Raw genomic sequence first — 22,288 nt, forward strand, 5'->3', positions numbered from 1 at the left:
CCTTTGGGGCAAAAATCGAACGGATGTTGTTGTGATCTCCAGCGGGTTACCGCGTCGATCTATTCCTCGCGGCCCCTCAGGGCCCCGGTTCCACCGGGGGCGCCCACCCTCGCGGGCGGCACCGCTCCGGCGGCCCGGCCGCGGAGGTACGGCTCCGGCAGCCGGTGACCGTACGGCGGTCAGCCGCGCTCCGAACGCTCCCGGGCCCGCTCGGCCCGCTCACGGTCGGCGACGTCGCGCTCCTCGTCCGTCTCGGTGTCCGGGCGGATGTCGATGCGCCAGCCGGTGAGGCGGGCGGCCAGACGGGCGTTCTGCCCCTCCTTGCCGATCGCCAGCGAGAGCTGGTAGTCGGGCACGGTCACCCGGGCGGAGCGGGCGCCGAGGTCAACGACCTCGACCTTGCTCACCCGCGCGGGGGACAGCGCGTTGGCGACCATCTCGGCCGGGTCGTCGGACCAGTCCACGATGTCGATCTTCTCGCCGTGCAGCTCGGCCATGACGTTGCGGACACGGCCGCCCATCGGGCCGATGCAGGCGCCCTTGGGGTTGAGCCCGGACCGGGTGGAGCGGACCGCGATCTTGGTGCGGTGGCCGGCCTCGCGGGCGATGGCGCAGATCTCGACGGAACCGTCGGCGATCTCCGGGACCTCCAGCGCGAAGAGCTTCTTCACCAGGTTGGGGTGGGTGCGCGACAGCGTCACGGACGGGCCGCGAACACCCTTGGCCACCCGGACGACGTAGGTGCGCAGCCGCAGACCGTGGGTGTACTCCTCGCCCGGCACCTGCTCCTGCACCGGCAGGATGGCTTCGAGCTTGCCGATGTCGACGAGGACGTTGCGCGGGTCCTTGCCCTGCTGGACCACGCCGGTGACGACGTCGCCCTCGTGGCCCGCGTACTCGCCGAAGGTCCGGTCGTCCTCGGCGTCGCGCAGCCGCTGCAGGATGACCTGCTTGGCGGTGGTCGCCGCGATGCGGCCGAAGCCGGACGGGGTGTCGTCGAACTCCTTGGCCTCCTGGCCCTCTTCCAGGTCGGCCGGGTCCTCCGTCGCCCAGACGGTGACGTGGCCGTTGCGGTCCAGCTCCACGCGCGCCCGGCGGAAGCTGCCGTCCGTGCGGTGGTACGCGATGAGGAGGGCCGACTCGATCGCCCCGACGAGCACGTCGAACGGGATTCCCTTGTCCTGCGCCAAGCCCTTCAGAAGCTTCACATCGATGTCCACGGCTACGCCTCCTCTTCCTTCTTGTCCTTGCGGTTGAATTCGATCTCCACGCGCGCCTTGTCGATCTCGGCGAAGGCGATCCGGCGTGCGGTGGGCTTGCGGCCCTTGACGCCCGGGATCTCCAGGTCGAGGCCCTCGTCGTCGGCCTCCAGGATGCGCGCGATCAACTCGTCGGCGCCCGCCTCGGCGGTCAGCTTGAACTTGACCAGCCGGCCGGTGGCGCGGACGTAGTGGCGGTGCTCGGTCAACGGGCGGTCGGCGCCCGGCGAGCTCACTTCCAGGACGTACTCGTCCTCGCCCATCGCGTCGGTCTCGTCGAGCTTCTCGGAGAGGGAGCGGCTCAGCTCCGCGCAGGTGTCGAGTTCGACGCCGTCGTCCGAATCGACGACGATCCGCAGCACACGGCGGCGGCCGGCCCGGGACACCTCGATCTCTTCGAGGTCGAGCTGTGCGGCGGCGACGAGCGGTTCGAGCAGCCCGCGCAGCCTCTCGCTCTGGTTGGTGCTCATCCGGGTGACTCCTCGGCCGCGTCTGCTGTTGTGGGGATCGTCGTGCGTCAGGACAAAGGGTATCCGGTCGCGGGGGGTGTTGCCGTCCTCAGGGCGCCCTCGCGCGGGTACGCTCGCCTGCGGTGATCACTTCAGGACAGATCCTGTCAGGACTTGTTCAGGCCCGAAGGAGAAAAGTGCGGCGCACGGGGACGACGCGCAGGGGGGCACTCACCGCCGCCGGGGCGCTCGCGGCGGGAGGGGTGCTGGCGGGCTGCGACGGCGAGGAGCGGTCGCCGTCCGGGCGGACCGGGACCGCCCGGACCGTCCGGACGAGCCCGGAGCAGAGACTGCGGACGGCCGGCGTGCGGACCAGCGCCGCCCTGCTGGCGCGGTACGACGAGGTCGCCGCCGCCCACCCCGTCACCGACGCCGGGCTCGCCCCGCTGCGAGCGGCCGTACGCCAGCACGCCGAGGCGCTCGCCGAGGGCACCACGAGTCCGTCGCCGAGCCCGTCGGCGACCGACCCGGCCCCGCTGCCCTCCGCGACCGCCGCGCCCTCGACCGAGGCGGTCGGCAGCACCCCCGCCCCGTCCGCCACCCCGGCGGGGGATGCGCGGACGGCGCTGAAGGAGCTGGCGGCCGAGGCCCGGCGGGCGGGCGACGCGCACACCGCCGCGCTGCTGGAGGCGGAACCCGAGCTGTCCCGGCTGCTGGCGTCGGTCGCCGCCGCCTGCGGCGTGCACGCGTACCTGCTGACCGAACTGGCCAAGGAGACCCCGGCATCATGACGGCCCAGGCACTGAAGGCGGCGCAGGCCGCCCTGGCCGCCGAGCACGCGGCCGTGTACGGCTACGGCGTGGTGGGTGCGCGCGCCTCCGGCAGCCGCCGCTCCGAGGCGACGGGCGCGTACCACGCGCACCGGGCCCGCCGGGACGCCCTCGCCCGGGCGGTGCGGGACCTGGGCGGTGTACCGGTGGCGGCGGACGCCGCGTACGCTCTGCCGTTCGCGGTGCGTGACGGTGCGGCAGCGCTCCGGCTGGCGGCCGTCCTGGAGGACGGCGTCGCGGGTGCCTGCGCCGACCTCGTACGCGCCACGGAGGGCACCGCCCGGCGGGACGCCGCGCTCGCCCTGCGGGAGGCCGCCGTGCGCGCGGCCCACTGGCGGGGCTCCGGCACGGCCTTCCCCGGGCTCGCGGAACGGGCCGGGCGGGCGGGGACCGGGTCCCCCTCTCCCCTGGAGGCCGCGGGCGCCGCCGGGACGCATTGAGACGGGTCACTGGACCGGCCTCGGAAAGGTACAGGTCAGGTATGGGTTTCGAACCGCCGCAACGTCTGGCGCGGGCGCTGGAGGAGCAGTACGGGAGGGCCGCGGCCGACGCGTGGCTGGGCTCGCTCGGCGCACTGGTGGAGGCGGAACTGTCCGCCGGCGGCCGGGACCTCTCCGTCGACCGGGTGGCCGCCCCCGGCGGGCGTACCAGCGTGGTCCTGCTGGTACGCCGGGCGGACGACACCCCGGCCGCGCTGAAGATCGCCCCGCCCGGGGCGGCGCCGGACGCCGAGCGCGCCGCACTGGCCCACTGGAACGGCTGGGGCTCGGTACGCCTGCTGTCGCCGCCCGACGCCGCGCCCGGGGCGGAGCCCGGCGGCGGGATGCTGCTGGAACGCCTGCATCCGGAGGTGTCGCTGCGTTCGCTGCCGGAGGCCAAGGCCCTGCTGGAGGCGGCGGGCACCGTGCGCAGACTCTGGGTGACACCGCCCGAGGGGCACGCGTTCGAGACGGTCGCGGAACGGACCGGGCGGCGGACCGGCGCGATGCGTGCGTTCGCCGCCGGGGACCCGGAGCTGGCGCCCCTGGTGGAGGCGGCGCTGACGGTCCGCGAGGAGCTGGTCGCGGACCCCGCCGAGGAGTTGCTGCTGCACGGCAACTTCCGCCAGAGCAAGGTGCTGTCGGGCGAGCGGGCGCCCTGGCTGACGGTCGGGCCGGAGCCGCTGGTGGGTGAGCGCGCCTACGACCTCGCGCGTCTGGTGCGCGACCGGGTGGAGGACCTGATCGCCTCGCCGGGCGGGCCCGCGACCGCGCGGCGCCGGGTGCGCAAGCTGGCGGACTCGCTGGAGGTGGGCCAGGAGCGGCTGCACGGCTGGACGCTGTTCCGTGCGGTGGAGTCGGGCACCCGGGCACTGGCCGAGGGGCGGCGGCAGACCGGCGAGATGTCGCTGGAGTTCGCCGGCTGGCTCTGACCCGCGCTTCCCCGCCCTTGGTACGGACGAACCCCCCGCGCACCGGGTGCGCGGGGGGTTCGTCGTACCAAGGGCCGGAAGGTCAGCCCAGGTCGGCGGCGATGCGGGCGATCGCCTCGTCGACGGTGAGCTCCTCGCGCTCGCCGGTGCGGCGGTCCTTGAGCTCGACCACGCCTTCGGCGGAGCGGCGGCCCGCGACGAGGATGGTCGGCACGCCGATCAGCTCGGCGTCGGTGAACTTCACACCCGGGGAGACACCGGCGCGGTCGTCGACCAGCACCCGGGCGCCCGCCGCCTTCAGCTTCTCGGAGACCTCCAGGGCCAGCTCGGTCTGGAGCGCCTTGCCCGCGGCGACGACGTGCACGTCGGCCGGGGCGATCTCGCGGGGCCAGCACAGGCCCTTGTCGTCGGCGGTCTGCTCGGCGAGGGCGGCCACCGCACGGGAGACGCCGATGCCGTAGGAGCCCATCGTGACGCGGACCGGCTTGCCCTGCTGGCCGAGGACGTCGAGGTTGAAGATGTCGGCGTACTTGCGGCCGAGCTGGAAGATGTGGCCGATCTCGATGGCACGGTCCACCTGGAGGCCGGTGCCGCACTTCGGGCAGGGGTCGCCCGCCTCGACGACGACGACGTCGAGGTAGTCGTCCACCTCGAAGTCGCGGCCCGCGACGACGTTCTTCGCGTGCTTGCCGTCCTTGTTGGCGCCGGTGATCCAGGAGGTGCCGGCGGCGACGCGGGGGTCGGCGATGTAGCGGACCTTCTCCAGGCCCTGCGGGCCGACGTAACCGCGCACCAGGTCGGGGCGGCCCACGAAGTCCTCGGCGGTGACCAGCTCCACCACGGCCGGGGCCAGGTGCTCGCCGAGCTTGCCGAGGTCGACCTCGCGGTCACCGGGGACGCCCACGGCGACGATCTCGCCGTCGACCTTGACCAGGAGGTTCTTCAGGGTGGCGGAGGCCGGGACGCCGAGGTGGGCGGCGAGGGTCTCGATGGTCGGGGTGTCCGGGGTGTCCAGCTCCTCGACCGGGCCGTGCGCCGAGCCGTCCACGGCGGTGGCCTTGAAGGTCACGGCCTCGGTGTTGGCTGCGTAGTCGCAGTTCGGGCAGTCGACGAAGGTGTCCTCGCCGGCGGGCGCCGGGGCGAGGAACTCCTCGGAGGCGGAGCCGCCCATGGCGCCGGAGACGGCGGAGACGATGCGGTGGTCGAGGCCGAGGCGCTCGAAGATCCGGATGTACGCGGCGCGGTGCAGCCGGTACGCCTCGGCCAGGCCCTCGTCGGTGGTGTCGAAGGAGTACGAGTCCTTCATCTGGAACTCGCGGCCGCGCAGCACACCGGCGCGGGGGCGGGCCTCGTCGCGGTACTTGGTCTGGATCTGGTACAGGATCACCGGCAGGTCCTTGTAGGACGAACACATGTCCTTGACGACCTGGGTGAAGATCTCCTCGTGGGTGGGGCCGAGGAGGTAGTCCGCGCCCTTGCGGTCCTTGAGGCGGAAGAGCAGGTCGCCGTACTCGTCGTACCGGCCGCTCGCCTCGTACGCCTCCTTGGGCAGCAGCGCGGGGAGCAGCACCTCCTGGCCGCCGATGGCGTCCATCTCCTCGCGGACGACGCGGGTGATGTTCTCCAGGACCTTCTTGCCGAGCGGCAGCCAGGACCAGATACCGGCGGCGGTGCGGCGGACGTAACCGGCCCGGACGAGCAGCTTGTGGTTGAGCGTCTCGGCGTCCGCCGGGTCGTCGCGCAGTGTCTTGATCATCAATCGGGACATGCGCTGGACCTGGGCCATGGTGAACTCCTGCTCGACTGTGTCTTCCGGGGGGACGCCCCCGGACCCCCGAAGGTGATGGCCCCGAGATTAGCCGGGCGGCGGGTGCGGGCGGAAATCCGTCAGATTCCGCGGCGCAGTGGCAGCGGGGCTCCCATGACGGCGTACGGCAGCGGGGCGCTGGGGAAGACCACCTGCCGGGCGAGGTCGCGGTAGCCGAGAGAGCGGTAGAGACCGCGTGCGGGGCTGTCGGTGTCGATGGCCGACAGGATGGAGCGCGGCTCGGCGGCGGAGTCGGTCAGCCCGGTGATGAGGGCGCGGCCGATGCCGTGCTGCTGGAAGCCGGGGTGGACGTGGAGTTCGGTGATGACGAAGGAGTCGTCCAGCCACTCCTCGGTTCCCCGCTCGCGCAGGTAGGGCTCGACCACCCCCGACCACCAGTGGCCGCGGTCGTTGGGCAGCCCGTAGACGAAGCCGAGCAGCCGTCCGGAGGGGGAGGTGGCGCCCAGCGCGCGGGCGCCGGGGAGGGTGAGGTGGCGCAGCACGATCTGGCGGCGTACGGCGACCTCCGGGGCGTCGAGCCCGAAGGCGAGGGCCTGCACCTGGAGCGCCTCGTCCACGCGGGACGCGAGGTCGAGCGGCCCGATCAGGGGTGGTTCGCTGAGGTCTCCGGGAAAGTGCGGCATGGCACGGGAGACTACTCCGGCCGCCCGGGAGGGCCTCGGGGGGCCGACCGGGGTGCGGTTCGGCGCGGGTTCAGTGCCCGGTGCCGTCCGGTTCCTCGGCCACGGGGAGCTTCTCCCCCGCCTCGACAGGCAGGTGGAGGCGGTTCTGCCGGGGCGGCATCGGGCAGTTGTACTGGTCCGAGAAGCCGCAGGGCGGTACGAAGGCGCGGTTGAAGTCGAGGGTGACCCGGTCGCTTCCGGCCTCGTGCGGGACGAAGAGGAACCGTCCGGCGCCGTAGGTGGAGTCGCCGTTGGTGGGGTCGCCGAAGACCAGCAGCAGGGTGCCGTCGTCGTCGAAGGCGCTCAGGGTGTAATCGGTGCCGTCCACGGTCAGCGCGATGTCGCCGGGGACGACCAGGTCGCGGGTGCCGCCGTTGTCGCGGATGTGCTCGAACGCGACCTTGCGGGCGCCTTCGACGGGCGTGTAGGCGGCGTCGAGCACCCAGGCCGGGTCGTACGGGAAGGTGTCGATCCGCTGGAAGGAGTGGATCGCGGGCGCCTCGGCGTCCCAGAAGCGCAGGAAGTGTTCGGGTGCTCCGCTGACCGGCTCGGTCCGCTCCACGACCGTCACCGTGACGCTGCCGGGCAGGCCCTCGGCGGCGGCGACGGGGTCGGGCACCTCTCCGGGAGCCGTCGGGCGGGTCTCCACCAGGGCGAGGTTGCCGGTGGGCGCGGTGACGGAGGCGTGGCGCTCCTCGCGCCACGCCTCCCAGGCCGTACGGGCGTCCGCCCCCGCCGGGGCGGTGGTGGTGGGCGGGGCGGCGTGGTCGTCGGCGGGGGACGCGGTCTCGGTCATCGGCGTGCTCATTCGCGTCGGAGGGCGGCGGCGTCCCGGACGTACCGGTCAGCGGCCCTCAGCGGTCCCCCTTGCCGACTATAGGTCGGCCGGGCGACGCCCACCGCACGGCCGGTGCACGAGGCGCGGCCGTCGTCGGAACCGGTACGCACGCCCGGGGCGGGGCGCCCGGGGCGGGGCGTCAGAACAGGACGCTCATGAAGGCCCCGGTCTCCCGGAAGCCGACCCGGCTGTACGCCCGGCGGGCGGCGGTGTTGAAGTCGTTGACGTACAGGCTGACCAGCGGGGCCACGTCGGCGAGCGCGTGGTTGAGCACGGCGGACATCCCGGTCTCGGAGAGGCGCAGGCCCCGGAATTCCGGGGCGACCCAGACCCCCTGGATCTGGCAGGCCCGGTCGGTCGCCGCGCCGATCTCGGCCTTGAAGACGACCTTGCCGTCGTCGATGCGGGCGAACGAGCGGCCCGCGCCGATGAGTTCGGCGACCCGTGCCTGGTAGAGCAGTCCGCCGTCGCCCGCGAGCGGGGAGACCCCGACCTCCTCGGTGAACATCGCCACGCAGGCGGGCAGGATCACGTCCATCTCGTCCTTGCGGATGCGGCGGACGTACGGATCGGGGTCCACGGTGGTGGAGGGGCGGTCGGTGACCATCAGCGGCTGGTTGGCGCGGACCTCGCGGGCGGGCCCCCAGCCGGGTTCGAGCAGGCGCCACAGCAGTGCGGTGGCCTCGACCGGGCCGACGATGGAGGAGCAGCGGCGCCCGGCCCTGCGGGCGCGGTCCGCGAAGGCGCGTACGGCCTCGGGTCCCGCGCAGATGGGGACGAGGTTGGCACCGGAGTAGCAGAGCGAGCGGAGCATCCCGTCCGCGTACCAGCCCCACATCTCACCGCCGAGGCGCCAGGGGTCGAGCCCGGCGATCTGGACACGGGAGGTCACGAAGGCGTTGGCCACGGGATCGCTCTCCAGAATGGCCAGAGCGGCGCCGAGGTCACTGGGTTCGAGGACCCGGGTGGTGGTGTGCGTCAACACGAGGGGGCCTCACCATACGGTCTGCTGATTTCCGCACTGTACCCAACAAGGCTGTGGGGCGCCGCCCGCATCCGAAGGCCGGGCAGCGGACCGCACGGAGCCGGCCGCGGGAACGCCGCCGCGCCCCGCCCGGACGGTGTCGTCCTGGCGGAGCGCGGAGGGTGCCGGCGCGGTCGGGTACGCCCCGGTGCGGTGGTCAGCTGACGGCGACCTGGGGCTCGCCCGAGGCGATGCCGTCCTTCTCCATCTGCTCGGCGATCTTCAGCGCCTCCTCGATGAGGGTCTCGACGATCTTCGACTCGGGGACGGTCTTGATGATCTCGCCCTTCACGAAGATCTGGCCCTTGCCGTTGCCGGAGGCGACGCCGAGGTCGGCCTCGCGGGCCTCGCCCGGACCGTTGACGACGCAGCCCATGACGGCGACGCGCAGCGGCACCTCCATGCCTTCGAGGCCGGCGCTGACCTGGTCGGCGAGCTTGTACACGTCGACCTGGGCGCGACCGCAGGACGGGCAGGAGACGATCTCCAGGCGGCGCTGCTTGAGGTTGAGGGACTCCAGGATCTGGAGGCCGACCTTGACCTCCTCGGCCGGCGGGGCCGAGAGGGAGACGCGGATCGTGTCGCCGATGCCCTCGGAGAGCAGCGCGCCGAAGGCGACGGCGGACTTGATGGTGCCCTGGAACGCCGGTCCGGCCTCGGTGACGCCGAGGTGCAGCGGGTAGTCGCACGCGGCGGCCAGCTGGCGGTAGGCGTTGATCATGACCACCGGGTCGTTGTGCTTGACCGAGATCTTGATGTCCCGGAAGCCGTGCTCCTCGAAGAGGGACGCCTCCCAGAGGGCGGACTCGACCAGCGCCTCGGGGGTGGCCTTGCCGTACTTCTTCAGCAGACGGGCGTCGAGGGACCCGGCGTTCACGCCGATCCGGATCGGGGTGCCCGCCGCGCCCGCGGCGCGGGCGATCTCCTTGACCTTGTCGTCGAACTGCTTGATGTTGCCCGGGTTGACCCGGACCGCGGCGCAGCCGGCGTCGATGGCGGCGAAGACGTACTTGGGCTGGAAGTGGATGTCGGCGATGACGGGGATCTGCGACTTCCTGGCGATGGTGGCCAGCGCGTCGGCGTCGTCCTGCGTGGGGCACGCCACCCGCACGATCTGGCAGCCGGAGGCGGTCAGCTCGGCGATCTGCTGGAGCGTCGCACCGATGTCCGAGGTGCGCGTCGTCGTCATCGACTGCACCGAGACGGGAGCGTCCCCGCCGACGGCCACCGATCCCACCTGGATCTGACGGCTGACGCGTCGGTCGGCGAGCTTGATCGGAACGGCCGGCATTCCGAGAGAAATCGCAGTCATGCGCTGAGCATCCCCAAGGTGTGGATCGAGGCCCGGAAATCGGCGGGCTACAGCTTTCGAGGTTACGGCACCGAGGGCCCGGCGGACGCAGCACCCGGTTCGGAACGCCGACGGGTTCCGTCCGTGGGTGCGGCCGGACGCCACGGGTGCGCCCGGCCGCCACTCCTGCCCCGTGCCCGGCCATTCCCGCCGGGTTCACGAGGTCGGCGAGGTCACGGTCAGCTGATCTTGACCGGGTTCACGATGTCGGCGACGAGCACCAGGAGCGTGAAGCAGATGAAGATTCCAGCCACCACGTAGGCGACGGGCATGAGCTTCGCCACGTCGAACGGGCCGGGGTCGGGCCGCTTGAAGACCTTGGCCAGGTTGCGGCGCAGCGCCTCCCAGAGGGCGCCCGCGATGTGGCCGCCGTCCAGGGGCAGCAGCGGCAGCATGTTGAAGAGGAAGAGCGAGAGGTTGAAGCCCGCCAGCAGGAACAGCATCATCGCGATCTGGTTCTGCGCGGGGACGTCGAGGGTCATCACCTCGCCGCCGATCCGGGCGGCTCCGACCACGCCCACCGGGGAGTCGTCGGCGCGCTCCCCGCCGTCGAAGGCGGCGTTCCACAGTCCGGGGATCTTGGAGGGCAGGGCGATGATCGAGTCGACGCCGTTCTCGATCATGTCGCCCATCCGCACGACGGAGTCGCCGAAGGAGAGGGGCACGATCTCGCTGCGGGCGGCGAAGCCGAGGTAACCGGCGTCCACCCACTTGCCCTCGACCGCCTCGCCCTTGTCGTCCTTCTTCACCACGACGTTCTTGGCGAGCACGGCGTGGAGGGTGACCTCCTGGCCGCCCCGCTGGACGGTGATGTCGGCGGGGCCGATGGTCCGGCGGATGAGGTCGGAGAGCTTGTCCCAGTCGTCGACCCTCGCGCCGTCGAAGGCGACGATCTTGTCGCCCTCACGCAGACCCGCGGCGAGCGCCGGGGAGACCGGGTCGCCGGGTTCGCACTTCTCGCGCTTCTCGCTCTGTTCGATGACGCACTTCTGGACCCCGGCCACCTCGGTGGTCTGGGTCTGGAAGCCGAAGGTCATGGCGACGCCGAGGAAGATCGCGACGGCCAGGACCAGGTTCATGAACGGACCGGCGAACATCACGATGACGCGCTTCCACGGCTTGCGCGTGTAGAAGAGGCGGCTCTCGTCGCCGGGTTCGAGCTCCTCGAAGGCGGCGGATCTCGCGTCCTCGATCATGCTCCGCCAGGGCGAGGTGGACCGCGCCTCGATCCTGCCGTCCGGCCCCGGCGGGAACATGCCGATCATGCGGATGTACCCGCCGGCCGGGATGGCCTTGAAGCCGTACTCGGTGTCGCCCTTCTTGCGCGACCAGATGGTGGGGCCGAAGCCGACCATGTACTGCGGGACCCGGATGCCGAAGAGCTTGGCCGTGGAGAGGTGGCCGAGCTCGTGCCAGGCGATCGAGAACAGCAGGCCCACCACGAAGACGGCGATTCCCAGGACCGTCAGCAGGATCGTGCTCAGACTCATGCGTGCGCCTCCGCCGTCGACTTCGCCGAGAGTTCACGGGCCCGGGCGCGCGCCCAGGTCTCCGCTTCCAGGACGTCCGCGACCGTCAGTGAAGTTCCCGGGGCGGGGGTGCCGTGCTCGGCGACCACCGCGGTGACGGTGTCCATGATGCCGTTGAAGGGGAGCGCGCCGGACAGGAACGCGTCGACGCACTCCTCGTTGGCGGCGTTGAAGACCGCCGGCGCGGTCCCGCCGAGAGCGCCCACGTGCCGGGCGAGGCCGACCGAGGGGAACGCCTCGGTGTCGAGCGGGAAGAACTCCCAGGTGGACGCCTTGGTCCAGTCGAAGGCCGGGGCGGCGTCCGGTACGCGCTGCGGCCAGCCGAGGCCCACGGCGATCGGTCCCCGCATGTCGGGCGGGGTGGCCTGGGCGAGCGTGGACCCGTCGGTGAACTCGACCATGGAGTGCACGTACGACTGCGGGTGGACGACGACCTCGATGCGCTCGAACGGGATGTCGTAGAGGAGGTGCGCCTCGATGACCTCCAGCCCCTTGTTGACGAGGGTCGCGGAGTTGATCGTGATGACCGGGCCCATCGCCCAGGTGGGGTGGGCGAGCGCCTGCTCCCGGGTGACGTCGGCCAGTTCGGCCCGGGTACGGCCCCGGAACGGGCCGCCGGACGCGGTGACGACGAGCTTCGCCACGTCGGCGCGGGTACCGGCGGCGATCGCCTGGAAGAGCGCGGCGTGCTCGGAGTCGACCGGGATGATCTGGCCGGGCTTGGCCAGCGCCTTGACCAGCGGGCCGCCGACGATGAGCGACTCCTTGTTGGCCAGGGCCAGGGTGCGGCCCGCCTTCAGCGCGGCCAGCGTCGGCGCGAGGCCGATGGAGCCGGTGATGCCGTTGAGCACGGTGTGGCAGGGGCTCGCGGCGAGGGTGGCGGCGGCGTCGGGGCCGGCCAGGATTTCGGGGAGCGGCTCCCCCGTGCCGTACTCCGCGCGCAGTGCCTCGCGCAGGGCGGGTACGGCGTCCTCGGCGGCGACGGCGACCGTGTCCACCGCGAGCCGGCGCGCCTGGGCGGCGAGCAGGGCGACCCGCCCGCCCGCCGCCGAGAGCGCGGTGACCCGGAAGCGGTCGGGGTTGCGCAGCACCAGGTCGATGGCCTGGGTTCCGATGGACCCGGTGGATCCGAGGACCACGAGGTCCCGGCGGCCTTCCGTCGCGTCGTGGACGAGATGCGGATCGGCGAGGGGGGCAGGGCTGTCGGTCATGGCCCCCATTGTTGCCGCTTCCGCTGTGCGTGAGGACAGGGCGTCCCGGCTCGCACGAGTCCGGGCCCGCGGGTTCAGCCTCGCGCGGCCCGGAATCTCTCCCACTGCGCGGTCGTGACCTCCTGCGGCACGCCGCCGAAGTCGTCGCGCGGGACGCCCGTCAGCCGGCCTGCGGGACCAGGCCGCTGGAGAAGCGCGCGAACACCTCGTGGAAGTCCGGGAAGGTCTTGCGCACGCAGCCCGGGTCGTCGTAGGCGGTGCCGGGGTTGCGCAGCGCGGAGACGGCGAAGGACATGACGATGCGGTGGTCGCCGTGGGTGGTGATCTCGACGGGGCGCGGGGTCCCGGGGTGGATCTCGATCCAGTCGGGTCCGGTGTGCACGGTGATGCCCATGGCACGGAGGTTCTCGGCGCACGCCTCCAGCCGGTCGCACTCCTTGACCCTGGTGTTGGCCACGTCCTCGATCCGGACCGGCCCGTCGGCGTACGGGGCGAGGGCGGCGAGCGTCGGCATGGTGTCGGAGATGTCCCGCATGTTGACGGTGATGCCCCGCAGGGTGCCGTCCGAGCGGACGGTGGTGGCGTCCTCGGTGATCGTCACGTCGGCGCCCATCCGCCGCAGCACGTCGACGAAGCGCAGATCGCCCTGGAGGGCGTGCGCACCGAGGCCGGGCACGGTGACCTCGCCACCGGTGAGGGCGGCGGCCGCGAAGAAGTAACTGGCGGTGGAGGCGTCCGGCTCGACTCCGTACGTGGTGGCGCGGTAGCCGCCGGGCGGCACGGTGAAGGTGTCGCCCTCGCGGGTGACCTCGACCCCGAAGTCCCGCATCATCGCGAGCGTGATCCCGATGTACGGCGCCGAGACCAGCTCGGTGACGTCGATCGTCAGGCCGCCGGCCGTCAGCGGGCCGAGCATCAGCAGGGCGGTGAGGTACTGCGAGGACTCCCCCGCGTCCAGGGTGATCCGGCCGCCCTCGATGCCGGCGGCGTGCACGCGCAGCGGGTGGTGGCCGTCCGCCGCGTCGTGGCGCAGGTCGACGCCGAGCTCGCGCAGTGCCCGGCTGAGCGGGGCGAGCGGGCGGCGCCGCATCTGCGCGGAGGCGTCGAACCGGTACGTGCCCGAGGACGCGGCGGAGACGAGGGCGGGCAGGAAGCGGGCCGTGGTGGCGCCGTCGCGGCAGTAGACGTCGGCGTCGGTGACGCCGGGTCCGGCCGGGCGGCCCTCGATGTGCCAGCGGTCCGGCTCCTTCGTGACCGCGTACCCGAGGCGGGTGAGGCCCTCGGTGAACCCTTCGGTGTCGTCCGAGCGGAGCGGGTGCAGGAGGGTGGTGGTGCCGTCCGCCGCCGCGGCGAGGAAGAGGGCGCGTGCGGTGACGGACTTGGAGCCGGGAATCTGGATGACGGTCACGGTGGGTCATTTTGCCGTGTCCGCGCACGCGGGGCGGGGCGCGTCCAGCGGGTGGACGCGCCCCGGGGCCCTGTGCGCCGGAAGGCCTGGTGTGCCGGAAGGCAGGCCCGGTGTGCCGGAGGGCTCAGCGGGCCACCGGGCTCACCGGTAGGGGCGCCGGGCGTTCTCGCCCCGGGCCGGGCCGGGGGTGGCGTCCGCGATCCAGGGGCCGTCGCCGCTGGGGTCGATGATCCCCTCCTCCAGCCAGGTGTACGAGCCCGCGAGGACCCGGTCGACGACCCGTCGGTCCAGGTCGTCGGTGTTGGCCCAGAGGCGGCCGAACAGCTCCTCCGTCCTGAGCCGGGACTGCCGGCAGAAGGCGTCGGCCAGTTCGTACGCCTCGCGGCCGTGTTCGCCCTGGCCGCGCAGCAGCTCGGCGCGGACGCAGGCGGCGCTCGTCGCGAAGAGTTCGGCGCCGATGTCGACGGTGCGGCCCAGGAACCCCTGCTTGGTCTCCATCCGTCCCTGCCAGCGCGACATCGCGTAGAAAGTGGAGCGGGCCAGCCGGCGGGCGGCGCGCTCGGCGTACCGCAGGTGGTGGGAGAGGTCCGGGTGTCCGGCGGGCCGGAACTCCGCGTACGAGCTGGGCACCTGGCCGGGTCCGGCGACCAGTTTCGGCAGCCAGCGGGCGTAGAAGCCGGCCGCCGCGGCGCCGGCCCTCGCCTTGTCGGCGAGCGGCTTGTCGGGGTCGATGAGGTCGCCGGCGACCTTGAGGTGGGCGTCGACCGCCTCGCGGGCGATCAGCAGGTGCATGATCTCCGTCGATCCCTCGAAGATCCGGTTGATCCGCATGTCCCGGAGCATCTGCTCGGCAGGGACGGCCCGTTCGCCGCGGGCGGCGAGGGAGTCGGCGGTCTCGAACCCGCGTCCGCCGCGGATCTGGACGAGTTCGTCGGCGATCCGCCAGCCCATCTCGGAGCCGTACAGCTTGGCGAGCGCGGCCTCGATCCGGATGTCGTTGCGGTCCTCGTCGGCCATCTGGGAGGCGAGGTCGACCACGGCCTCCAGCGCGAAGGTGGTGGCGGCGATGAAGGAGATCTTCGCGCCGACCGCCTCGTGCCGGGCGACGGGCCTCCCCCACTGCTCGCGGACGGCCGACCACTCGCGGGCGATCTTCAGGGACCACTTGCCGACTCCGACGCACATCGCCGGGAGCGAGAGCCGGCCGGTGTTGAGCGTGGTCAGCGCGATCTTCAGGCCGGCGCCCTCGGGGCCGATGCGGTGGGCGGCCGGCACCCGTACGCCGTGGAAGCGGGTGACGCCGTTCTCGATGCCGCGCAGCCCCATGAAGGCGTTGCGGTGCTCCACGGTGATGCCCGGCGAGTCCGCCTCCACCACGAACGCCGTGATGCCACCGGGGTGGTCCGGACCTTCGGGCACCCGGGCCATGACGACCAGCAGGTCGGCGACGACCCCGTTGGTGGTCCAGAGCTTCACGCCGTCCAGGACGTAGGCGTCGCCGTCCGGTACGGCGGTGGTGGCGAGCCGGGCGGGGTCGGAGCCGACGTCGGGTTCGGTGAGCAGGAACGCAGAGATGTCGGTACTGGCGAGCCGGGGCAGGAAGGTGTCCTTCTGCTCCTGGGTGCCGAACATCTTCAGCGGCTGCGGTACGCCGATCGACTGGTGGGCCGAGAGCAGCGCGCCGATCGCCGGGCTGGCCGAGCCGGCCAGGGCGAGGGCCCTGTTGTAGTAGACCTGGGTGAGGCCGAGGCCGCCGTACTTCGGGTCGATCTTCATGCCGAGCGCGCCGAGCTTCTTGAGTCCGGCGATCACCTCGTCGGGGATGCGCGCCTCGCGTTCGATGAGGGCTCCGTCGACGTGGGAGAGGCAGAACGCGCGCAGCCGGGCGAGGAACTCCTCGCCGCGCCGGACGTCTTCCCCGGCGGGCAGCGGGTGCGGGTGGATCAGGTCGAGACGGAGCCGTCCGAGGAACAGCTCCTTCGCGAAGCTGGGCCGGTGCCAGTCCTGCTCACGGGCGTCCTCGGCGACGCGGCGCGCCTCGCGCTCGGTCACCGTCGTCCGCGGCGGGTGGGTACGGGAGCGGGCGGCCGGGTCCGGGCGCTCGGGGAGGTCCTGCGGTGCCTGCGGTGCGGACATGGGGGCTACACCTCTCCGCGGGGCGGATCGGGGGACTGCCTGACGGCGGGTGACCGGCTCCGCGCCCGCGGGGTTGCGACCGGTGGCACACGTCCGTATCTACCCGATTCGTCCCACCCCCACCACCGCAGCGGCGGGCGTCCCGCGCCGGGGACGCCCGCGGCCGGAGCCCCCGCACAGTGGGCTCCGGCCGTGGTGACGCGTCCCTGGCCGACTCGCGCCGGCCGGGACCCTTCCTACAGAGCGAGGCCGGTCAGGACCAGGACGCGCTCGTAGGTGTAGTCGTCCATCGCGTAGCGCACGCCCTCGCGGCCGACGCCGGACTGCTTGGCGCCGCCGTACGGCATCTGGTCGGCGCGGTACGAGGGGACGTCGCCGATGATCACGCCACCGACCTCCAGGGCCCGGTGGGCGCGGAAGGCGGCCTGCAGGTCGTGCGTGAAGACGCCCGCCTGGAGGCCGTACTTCGAGGAGTTGACGGCGGCGAACGCCTCCGCCTCGCCGTCCACCTTCTGGATCGACATGACCGGCCCGAAGACCTCCTCGCGGGCGAGGGTGGTCGAGTCGGGGAGGCCGGCGAGGACGGTCGGCGCGTAGGTGGCGCCGTCGCGCTTGCCGCCGGTGAGGAGCTGGGCCCCCGCGGCGACGGCCTCGTCGACCCATGACTCGACCCGCTTGGCCGCGTCCTCGCTGACGAGCGGGCCGACGTCGGTGGCGTCGTCGGAGGGGTCGCCGGTGACCAGGGCCTCGGTGGCGGCGACGATCTTCGGGACGAGGCGGTCGTGGAGCGAGGCGTCGACGATGACCCGCTGCACCGAGATGCAGGACTGGCCGCCCTGGTAGTTGGAGAAGGTCGCGATGCGGGTCGCGGCCCAGTCCAGGTCCTCTTCGCCGGCGTAGTCGCCGAGGACGACGGCCGCGCCGTTCCCGCCGAGCTCCAGGGTGCAGTGCTTGCGCGGCACCGACTCCATGATCGAGTAGCCGACCGGGCCGGAGCCGGTGAAGGAGATCACCGGCAGCCGCTCGTCCTGGACGAGTGCGGGCATCCGGTCGTTGGGGACGGTCAGCACGGACCAGGAGCCGGCGGGCAGGTCGGTCTCGGCCAGCAGCTCGCCGAGGATCAGCGAGGAGATCGGGGTGGCCGGGGCCGGCTTGAGGATGATCGGGGCGCCGACGGCGATGGCCGGGGCGACCTTGTGGGCGCTCAGGTTGAGCGGGAAGTTGAACGGTGCGATACCGAGGACCGTGCCACGCGGGAAGCGGCGGGTGAGGCCGAGGCGCCCGGTACCGCCCGCGTCGGTGTCCAGCCGCTGGGAGTCGCCGCCGTTGTACCGGCGGGCCTCCTCGGCGGCGAACCGGAAGACGGAGACGGCGCGGCCGACCTCGCCGCGGGCCCACTTGATCGGCTTGCCGTTCTCGGCGGAGATCAGCTGGGCGATCTCCTCGGTGCGCTCCGCGAGGCGGCGTACGACGTGGTCGAGCGCGGCGACCCGGACGTGCGCGGGGGTCGCGGCGAACTCCTCGCGGACGGCGTGCGCGGCGGCGACGGCCTCCTCGATCTGCGCGTCGGTCGGCACACTGACGGTGCCGACGAGCCGGCCGTCCCACGGGTTGGTGACGGCGAAGCTGTCCTCGCCGGTGGCCTGGCGGCCGGCCAGCCAGAAGGCGTGGGTGGAGGTCATGGAGTCCGGCCCTTCGGAGGTCGTGTGGTGCGCGTGACGTGCGCCGTACGGTGCGTCGCGCGGTGCGCGGGACGCCCGTCGTGTCACGCCCGGGTTCGTGGGGTGCGGCGGCCCGCCGTCGCGGGTGTCGCCCGCCCACCGTAGGACGGGGCCCGGCCCGTGGGGCTTGTCCGTGGTGGAGCAGGCACGGACCGTGGGACGCCGAATTGTCGAAGGCGGCACGCCCCGGCCCTGGTCCGCTCGTCCGGTCCGTTCGACCGTCCGGCCCGCTCAGTCGTCCGGTCCGCTCAGTCGTCCGGTCCGCTCAGTCGTCCGCCGCCGGCGAGGCCGTCGCCTTCAGGGCCAGCCAGAGTTCCATCCGGACGTCCGGATCGTCGAGCGAGCGCCCGAGGATCTCCTCGACCCGCCGCATCCGGTAGCGCAGGGTGTGCCGGTGCACCCCGAGGTCGGCGGCGGCGGCGTCCCACTGGCCGTGCCGGGAGAGCCAGGCGCGGAGCGACGCCACCAGGTCGCCCCGCCCCTTGGCGTCGTGCTCGCGCAGGGCGCGGAGCATACCGTCCGCGAAGGCGCGTACCGCGTCGTCCCCGAGGAGCGGCAGCAGCGAACCGGCCGCCAGCTCCTCGTGCTCCACGAGGGCCCTGCCGCGGCGGCGGGCGACCGAGAGCGCCTGCCCGGCCTGCTTGTACGCGGCGGCGACCGCAGTCGGCCCGGCGGGTGCGGAGAGTCCCACCACGAGGCGAGCCCCGTCCGTGCCCTTGTCGCGCACCGGCCGGGCGTCCTGCGCCTCCGCGTACGCGGCGCACGCGGCGACCGCCGCGCCCCCGTCCACGGCCAGCACCACCAGCCGCTCGCCTTCGGGGACCGCCAGGAGCGGCTCGCCGGCCCGGATGGCCGCCGTGTCGAGAACCTCGGCGAGGACCTCCACCACGGCCGGTACGGCGTTGCCCGCCGCGCCGTTCGCACCCGCCCCCGCCGCCGGCTCCGCGATCAGCAGCCGGAACGGCGCGTCGAAGAGCCCGCCGTAGAGGTCTCCCGCGACGGCCCGCGCGTGGTCGGGCTCGCCGGAGAGCAGCATCCGGAGCACCGCGGCCCCCAGCCGCTGCTCGGCGCTGTGCAGCGCGCGCGAGCGGGCCGTGGTCAGGGTGAGCAGCGCGACGGCCGAGTTGACGGCGTACCGCTCGGCGGTGCCGAGGGCGGCGCCCGTACCGACGGCGAGAGCGCCCCGGGCCCGGCGGCCGGTGCCCAGGGTCTGGAGTTCGACCCGGTCCTCCGCCGCGCCCACCACGGCGCTGGCCGGTGCGGGCCGCTCGCGCAGCCGGGCGACGTCCGGGGTGAGCCGGGCGGCCCGGCGGGCGGCCCACTCCGGCGCCGCCGCGACGACCGCGCCGGAGGTGTCGTACAGGGCGGCCCAGCCGTCGACGTGGGCGGCGAGGCGGCTCAGCAGCGGGGCGGGTCCTTCGGCGGTGAGCGCGGCCCTGGTCAGTTCCCGCTGGGCCTCGAACCCCGCGGTGACCGCCCGGTACTGGTCGGCCGCGATGGCGGCGGAGACCGCCTTGCTGATGGCGATGAACGGGGTCGGCCGGGGCACTTCCAGGAGCGGCATCCCCGCTTCCTCGGCGGCGTCCACGAGGGCCGCGGGGACCGCCTCGTGCACGACGCCCACGGCGAAGCCGAGTCCGGCGACCCCGGCGTCGGTCAGCCGCCGCACGTAGCGGCGCATCTCCTGCGGGTTCTCGGCGTCGAGGTTGGCGGCGGTCACGAGCAGCAGCTCACCGCCGTCCATGTACGGGACGGGGTCGGCGAGCTCGCTGGCGTGGGCCCAGCGCACCGGGGTGTCGAGCCGGTCCGCCGCCGCGCGGACGCGGAGTCTGAGGGCCGTGTGCTGGACGAGGGAAGCGAGCGTGGGGGGCATGGAACGAAACCCTCGGGATCGGGTACGGGTCGGGTCGGGCCGCCGGAACCGGCTCGGGTCGACCGGCTCGCGATGCGCCGTCTTGTACGAACGGGCACATCCGATTGTGCCAGGGCGGCACAATCGCCACGCCGCCCCGGTGCAACCGCGGCTTCCCACCTCATCCGCTCATGCACTCGTCAGCTCGTCCGTTCGTTCACCCGTCCGCTCATCCGCTCATCCACTCATCCGTTCGTCAGCTCATCCACCGAGCTCCACCAGGAGCGGCGGGGTGCGCTCGCCCGCGACGTTCGTCAGGGAGACCACCGCGTGGCCGGCCGGCACGGCGTACGCCAACTCGGAGGCCGACCAGCGCTCCCGCTCGACCCTGCGCACGGTCACCGCGTCGCGGGTCACCGCTTTTCCGGTCACCAGCTTGCGGAGCGCGTGCAGGGCTCGGGTGACGCTCTGGTCGGCGAAGACGGCGTGCTGGGCGACCTCCCGGGTCTCCATCCACTCCTTGCCCCACGCCTCGGAGAAGCGCTTGCCGTCCCAGGTGGTGACCCCGGCGAAGGCCATGCTGCAGCCGACCGCGCCCAGCAGCGCCGTGTGCAGCCGCTCGGGGACGTCGTCGACGGTCCGCAGGGTGAGCAGCACCCCGGCGTTGACGGAGCGGAGCCTGCGGATGCCGCGCACGGTCTCGTCGGTGACGGCCCGCGTCGCGTCGTCCAGGACGAGCCCGAGGAAGAGGGTGCGGTCCGGGCGCGCGGCGGCGACGGCGGTGAACTGCGCGAGGATCAGCCGGGCGAGCAGCCGGGACGCCTCGGCGTGCGCGCGCTCGGGCAGGTCGATCCTGACCCGCAGCGGCAGCCGCTCCATCGAACGCAGGGAGAACGGTGCGGCGTCCGGGCCGGTGGCGAAGGAGGGGGCGAGCGCGGGCCGGTCGAGCAGGGCGAGCCGGTCGGCCAGAACCGGGCCGGGGTCCCCGGGGCCTCCGGACTGCCGGGTGCGGGCGTCGAGCTCGCGGAGCATCGCCCGGTGGCCGCCGGCCTCGGCCGCTTCCCGCAGCGCGGCGAGCGCGGCCGGGTGGCCGTCGAGGAGCTCCCGCAGGTCCGGCACGGAGGGGAAGACCCCGTACACCGCCCGGTACGGGCCGAGCAGTTGGGCCAGCACGGTGACGGCCCGGCGTACGTCGACCGTCTCCACGTCTCCGACGAGCCCCTCGGCGAGCACCGCGGCGGCCTCGTCGGGGTCGGTGGTGCCGCCGTACAGGTCGAGGCCGTGGGCCGCCTCGCGCCCGCCGATCCGCACCACCACGTCGTAGAGGCCGTCCGGCCCCAGGTCGCTGCCGCCCCCGCCAACGGCGAGTACGGCGGCCCGCCCGGCGAGCGCCTGGAGGGCGAGGCATTCGACGGCCGGGCGCACCAGCCGGGCCGATTTGCCGCTGCCGGGAGGCCCGACCGCCAGCAGTGAGGTGCCGAGCAGGGCGGTCTCCAGGGCGACGCCGGAGCCGCGGCGGACGTACGGGTTGTGCGGGTCGGCGGAGCAGCGGCCGATGCGGACCTGTCCGGTGAGCAGGTCGTGGGCGGCGGTGCGCGACGGCAGGTCGCGGAGACCCGAGGGGTGCAGGAAGGCGGCTCCGCCCTCGCGCAGCACGGAGTGGGTGAAGGGGGCGACGGTGTCGGGCCGTTGCCGCGCCACGGACCAGGCCTGCCGGAGCCGGGCGCAGTCCACGTCGTTCATGCGGCCGGACCGCACCGCCGCGGTGAGCGTCTCGGCGGCCTCGGTCTGGCCGGCCGCCCGGAGTTCGGGCCAGCGGGCCGGGGACCCTTCGGGGGCGGCGGCGCCGGCTCCGTCCGGCGTGCCGTCCGTGGCGGCGGCGGGCTTGGACCGACCGGTGAGCAGGGAGCGCCAGTCGCCGAGGACGGCGAAGGGTGCGAGCACGGCGAGGGTGATCGCCGCGTAGATCCAGTTGGAGGCGGCCTGGCTCTGGAGGAACCGCCCGCCCGCGACGGACACCACGAGGGCGAGCACCGGGCGCGCGACCGGGATCGTCTCCTTCCACACCAGGAGCTGTGCGAAGCCGGCGAGTCCGAGCGCGGTCACCGCGCGGAAGGGCTGTCCGCGCTCGGCGACGTACCGGCGGAACACCTCGGACCAGTTGCCCAGCCGGCCGCAGCCGTAGAGGAGGACGCCGAAGAGGATTCCCTCGTAGACGCTGATGGCGTCGCGGCCCTCGACGGTGGCGGGGCTGTTCGTGCCCGCGTACCACCAGTCGCTCGGGGTGAACGCCCGCAGGGGCAGCAGGCGGTAGGGGAGGTAGCCGTTGCGCCAGAGCGACCAGAGCAGGATGCCGGCGAGTACGGAGATCAGGGCGCCGGTCAGCAGCTGGCGCCCTTCGGCCTCCTCGGACTTCTCGGGGGGCGGCGGCCGGTGGCCGTACCGCCAGACGCCGGGTTCCTCGGCCGGGCGCGGGGCACTCAGCCAGGCGTCGACGGACGGTACCGCCGAGGGCGCGGTGCGGGGGCGGGGCGGGACCGGTGGAGAAGGGGGCGGCGGCCCCACGGGATGCGGCACCCGCCCCGACCGCGTGTCCCGGACGCCGTGCGTGCCGTCGTTCTCCATGAACCGTTCCCCCCTGACCAGCCAGGTCCGTCCGCTGCCCCGGCCAATCTAGTGCCTGTGCCTCGTTCCGGGCCGGGCTCGCGGCAGGTCCGTGCGCCGGGTCGGGCCCCCGGACGGTACGCCCGGTTTCGCTCCGTCTTCGTTCTGTCCGTGA

The 22,288-nt window shown here is 73.5% G+C and carries 17 protein-coding genes; 3 read left to right on the forward strand and 14 right to left on the reverse strand.

Going from position 1 to position 22,288, the window contains the following annotated elements:
- Window positions 1–179: 179 nt before the first annotated feature.
- Entirely contained in the window at window positions 180–1,220 is a 1,041-nt protein-coding gene (gene nusA, locus OHT52_RS06050) for a transcription termination factor NusA (protein ID WP_266709799.1), read from the reverse strand.
- A 2-nt stretch (window positions 1,221–1,222) separates the two neighbouring features.
- Complete coding sequence (rimP, locus tag OHT52_RS06055) at window positions 1,223–1,729, reverse strand: ribosome maturation factor RimP (protein WP_328719105.1); 507 nt, start codon at window positions 1,727–1,729, stop codon at window positions 1,223–1,225.
- Between the two features lie 176 nt (window positions 1,730–1,905).
- On the opposite strand from rimP, the gene OHT52_RS06060 reads away from it, so the two are divergent.
- Genes OHT52_RS06060 through OHT52_RS06070 form a run of 3 tightly spaced genes read left to right on the forward strand, consistent with a single transcriptional unit; the run spans window position 1,906 to window position 3,949 of the window.
- Entirely contained in the window at window positions 1,906–2,499 is a 594-nt protein-coding gene (locus OHT52_RS06060) for a hypothetical protein (RefSeq protein ID WP_328719107.1), read from the forward strand.
- The gene (locus tag OHT52_RS06065) at window positions 2,496–2,978 is read left to right on the forward strand and encodes a DUF4439 domain-containing protein (RefSeq protein ID WP_328719108.1); all 483 of its coding nucleotides are present in this window, start codon (window positions 2,496–2,498) and stop codon (window positions 2,976–2,978) included. Before OHT52_RS06060 ends, OHT52_RS06065 begins: the two co-directional genes overlap by 4 nt.
- A 41-nt stretch (window positions 2,979–3,019) precedes the next feature.
- Entirely contained in the window at window positions 3,020–3,949 is a 930-nt protein-coding gene (locus OHT52_RS06070; RefSeq protein ID WP_328719109.1) for an aminoglycoside phosphotransferase family protein, read from the forward strand.
- Between the two features lie 82 nt (window positions 3,950–4,031).
- Here OHT52_RS06070 and OHT52_RS06075 read toward each other — a convergent pair whose 3' ends face one another.
- The 12 genes from OHT52_RS06075 to OHT52_RS06130 all read right to left on the reverse strand — a co-directional run bounded on the left by OHT52_RS06075 (window position 4,032) and on the right by OHT52_RS06130 (window position 22,134).
- On the reverse strand, window positions 4,032–5,735 hold the full coding sequence (locus OHT52_RS06075; protein WP_328719110.1) for a proline--tRNA ligase: 1,704 nt from the start codon (window positions 5,733–5,735) through the stop codon (window positions 4,032–4,034).
- Window positions 5,736–5,836: 101 nt separating this feature from the next.
- Complete coding sequence (locus tag OHT52_RS06080; RefSeq protein WP_328719111.1) at window positions 5,837–6,400, reverse strand: GNAT family N-acetyltransferase; 564 nt, start codon at window positions 6,398–6,400, stop codon at window positions 5,837–5,839.
- 70 nt (window positions 6,401–6,470) lie between these two features.
- Complete coding sequence (locus OHT52_RS06085; RefSeq protein ID WP_328719112.1) at window positions 6,471–7,235, reverse strand: DUF1684 domain-containing protein; 765 nt, start codon at window positions 7,233–7,235, stop codon at window positions 6,471–6,473.
- A 181-nt stretch (window positions 7,236–7,416) separates the two neighbouring features.
- Window positions 7,417–8,259 carry a GNAT family N-acetyltransferase gene (locus OHT52_RS06090; protein WP_328723632.1) on the reverse strand — a complete coding sequence of 281 codons (843 nt, stop codon included), beginning with the start codon at window positions 8,257–8,259 and terminating at the stop codon, window positions 7,417–7,419.
- 199 nt (window positions 8,260–8,458) lie between these two features.
- Window positions 8,459–9,613, reverse strand: coding sequence for a flavodoxin-dependent (E)-4-hydroxy-3-methylbut-2-enyl-diphosphate synthase (gene ispG / locus OHT52_RS06095; RefSeq protein ID WP_328719113.1), 1,155 nt, complete (start codon window positions 9,611–9,613; stop codon window positions 8,459–8,461).
- Window positions 9,614–9,831: 218 nt separating this feature from the next.
- Window positions 9,832–11,142 (reverse strand): M50 family metallopeptidase, encoded by a 1,311-nt coding sequence (locus OHT52_RS06100; RefSeq protein WP_328719114.1) that lies wholly within the window; start codon window positions 11,140–11,142, stop codon window positions 9,832–9,834.
- Window positions 11,139–12,392: a 1-deoxy-D-xylulose-5-phosphate reductoisomerase gene (dxr, locus tag OHT52_RS06105; protein ID WP_328719115.1), complete on the reverse strand. Its 1,254-nt coding sequence runs from the start codon at window positions 12,390–12,392 to the stop codon at window positions 11,139–11,141. The genes OHT52_RS06100 and dxr overlap by 4 nt, the downstream gene beginning before the upstream one ends.
- A 160-nt stretch (window positions 12,393–12,552) precedes the next feature.
- Window positions 12,553–13,800 carry a 3-phosphoshikimate 1-carboxyvinyltransferase gene (gene aroA / locus OHT52_RS06110; protein ID WP_328719116.1) on the reverse strand — a complete coding sequence of 416 codons (1,248 nt, stop codon included), beginning with the start codon at window positions 13,798–13,800 and terminating at the stop codon, window positions 12,553–12,555.
- A gap of 141 nt (window positions 13,801–13,941) precedes the next feature.
- Window positions 13,942–15,936 carry an acyl-CoA dehydrogenase family protein gene (locus OHT52_RS06115; protein ID WP_328719117.1) on the reverse strand — a complete coding sequence of 665 codons (1,995 nt, stop codon included), beginning with the start codon at window positions 15,934–15,936 and terminating at the stop codon, window positions 13,942–13,944.
- A 236-nt stretch (window positions 15,937–16,172) separates the two neighbouring features.
- On the reverse strand, window positions 16,173–17,618 hold the full coding sequence (locus OHT52_RS06120; RefSeq protein WP_328719118.1) for an aldehyde dehydrogenase family protein: 1,446 nt from the start codon (window positions 17,616–17,618) through the stop codon (window positions 16,173–16,175).
- A 304-nt stretch (window positions 17,619–17,922) separates the two neighbouring features.
- On the reverse strand, window positions 17,923–19,530 hold the full coding sequence (locus OHT52_RS06125; protein ID WP_328719119.1) for a PucR family transcriptional regulator: 1,608 nt from the start codon (window positions 19,528–19,530) through the stop codon (window positions 17,923–17,925).
- 240 nt (window positions 19,531–19,770) lie between these two features.
- Window positions 19,771–22,134 carry an ATP/GTP-binding protein gene (locus tag OHT52_RS06130; protein WP_328719120.1) on the reverse strand — a complete coding sequence of 788 codons (2,364 nt, stop codon included), beginning with the start codon at window positions 22,132–22,134 and terminating at the stop codon, window positions 19,771–19,773.
- Between the last annotated feature and the right edge of the window lie 154 nt (window positions 22,135–22,288).

This window comes from Streptomyces sp. NBC_00247, from assembly GCF_036188265.1.
Taxonomy (GTDB): domain Bacteria; phylum Actinomycetota; class Actinomycetes; order Streptomycetales; family Streptomycetaceae; genus Streptomyces.

Coding starts and splice junctions, on each gene's coding strand:
- rimP (WP_328719105.1), bottom strand. CDS start 1,729: ATGAGCACCAACCAGAGCGAGAGGCTGCGCGGGCTGCTCGAACCGCTC.
- OHT52_RS06065 (WP_328719108.1), top strand. CDS start 2,496: ATGACGGCCCAGGCACTGAAGGCGGCGCAGGCCGCCCTGGCCGCCGAG.
- OHT52_RS06070 (WP_328719109.1), top strand. CDS start 3,020: ATGGGTTTCGAACCGCCGCAACGTCTGGCGCGGGCGCTGGAGGAGCAG.
- OHT52_RS06075 (WP_328719110.1), bottom strand. CDS start 5,735: ATGGCCCAGGTCCAGCGCATGTCCCGATTGATGATCAAGACACTGCGC.
- OHT52_RS06080 (WP_328719111.1), bottom strand. CDS start 6,400: ATGCCGCACTTTCCCGGAGACCTCAGCGAACCACCCCTGATCGGGCCG.
- OHT52_RS06085 (WP_328719112.1), bottom strand. CDS start 7,235: ATGACCGAGACCGCGTCCCCCGCCGACGACCACGCCGCCCCGCCCACC.
- ispG (WP_328719113.1), bottom strand. CDS start 9,613: ATGACTGCGATTTCTCTCGGAATGCCGGCCGTTCCGATCAAGCTCGCC.
- OHT52_RS06100 (WP_328719114.1), bottom strand. CDS start 11,142: ATGAGTCTGAGCACGATCCTGCTGACGGTCCTGGGAATCGCCGTCTTC.
- dxr (WP_328719115.1), bottom strand. CDS start 12,392: ATGACCGACAGCCCTGCCCCCCTCGCCGATCCGCATCTCGTCCACGAC.
- OHT52_RS06115 (WP_328719117.1), bottom strand. CDS start 15,936: ATGTCCGCACCGCAGGCACCGCAGGACCTCCCCGAGCGCCCGGACCCG.
- OHT52_RS06120 (WP_328719118.1), bottom strand. CDS start 17,618: ATGACCTCCACCCACGCCTTCTGGCTGGCCGGCCGCCAGGCCACCGGC.
- OHT52_RS06125 (WP_328719119.1), bottom strand. CDS start 19,530: ATGCCCCCCACGCTCGCTTCCCTCGTCCAGCACACGGCCCTCAGACTC.
- OHT52_RS06130 (WP_328719120.1), bottom strand. CDS start 22,134: ATGGAGAACGACGGCACGCACGGCGTCCGGGACACGCGGTCGGGGCGG.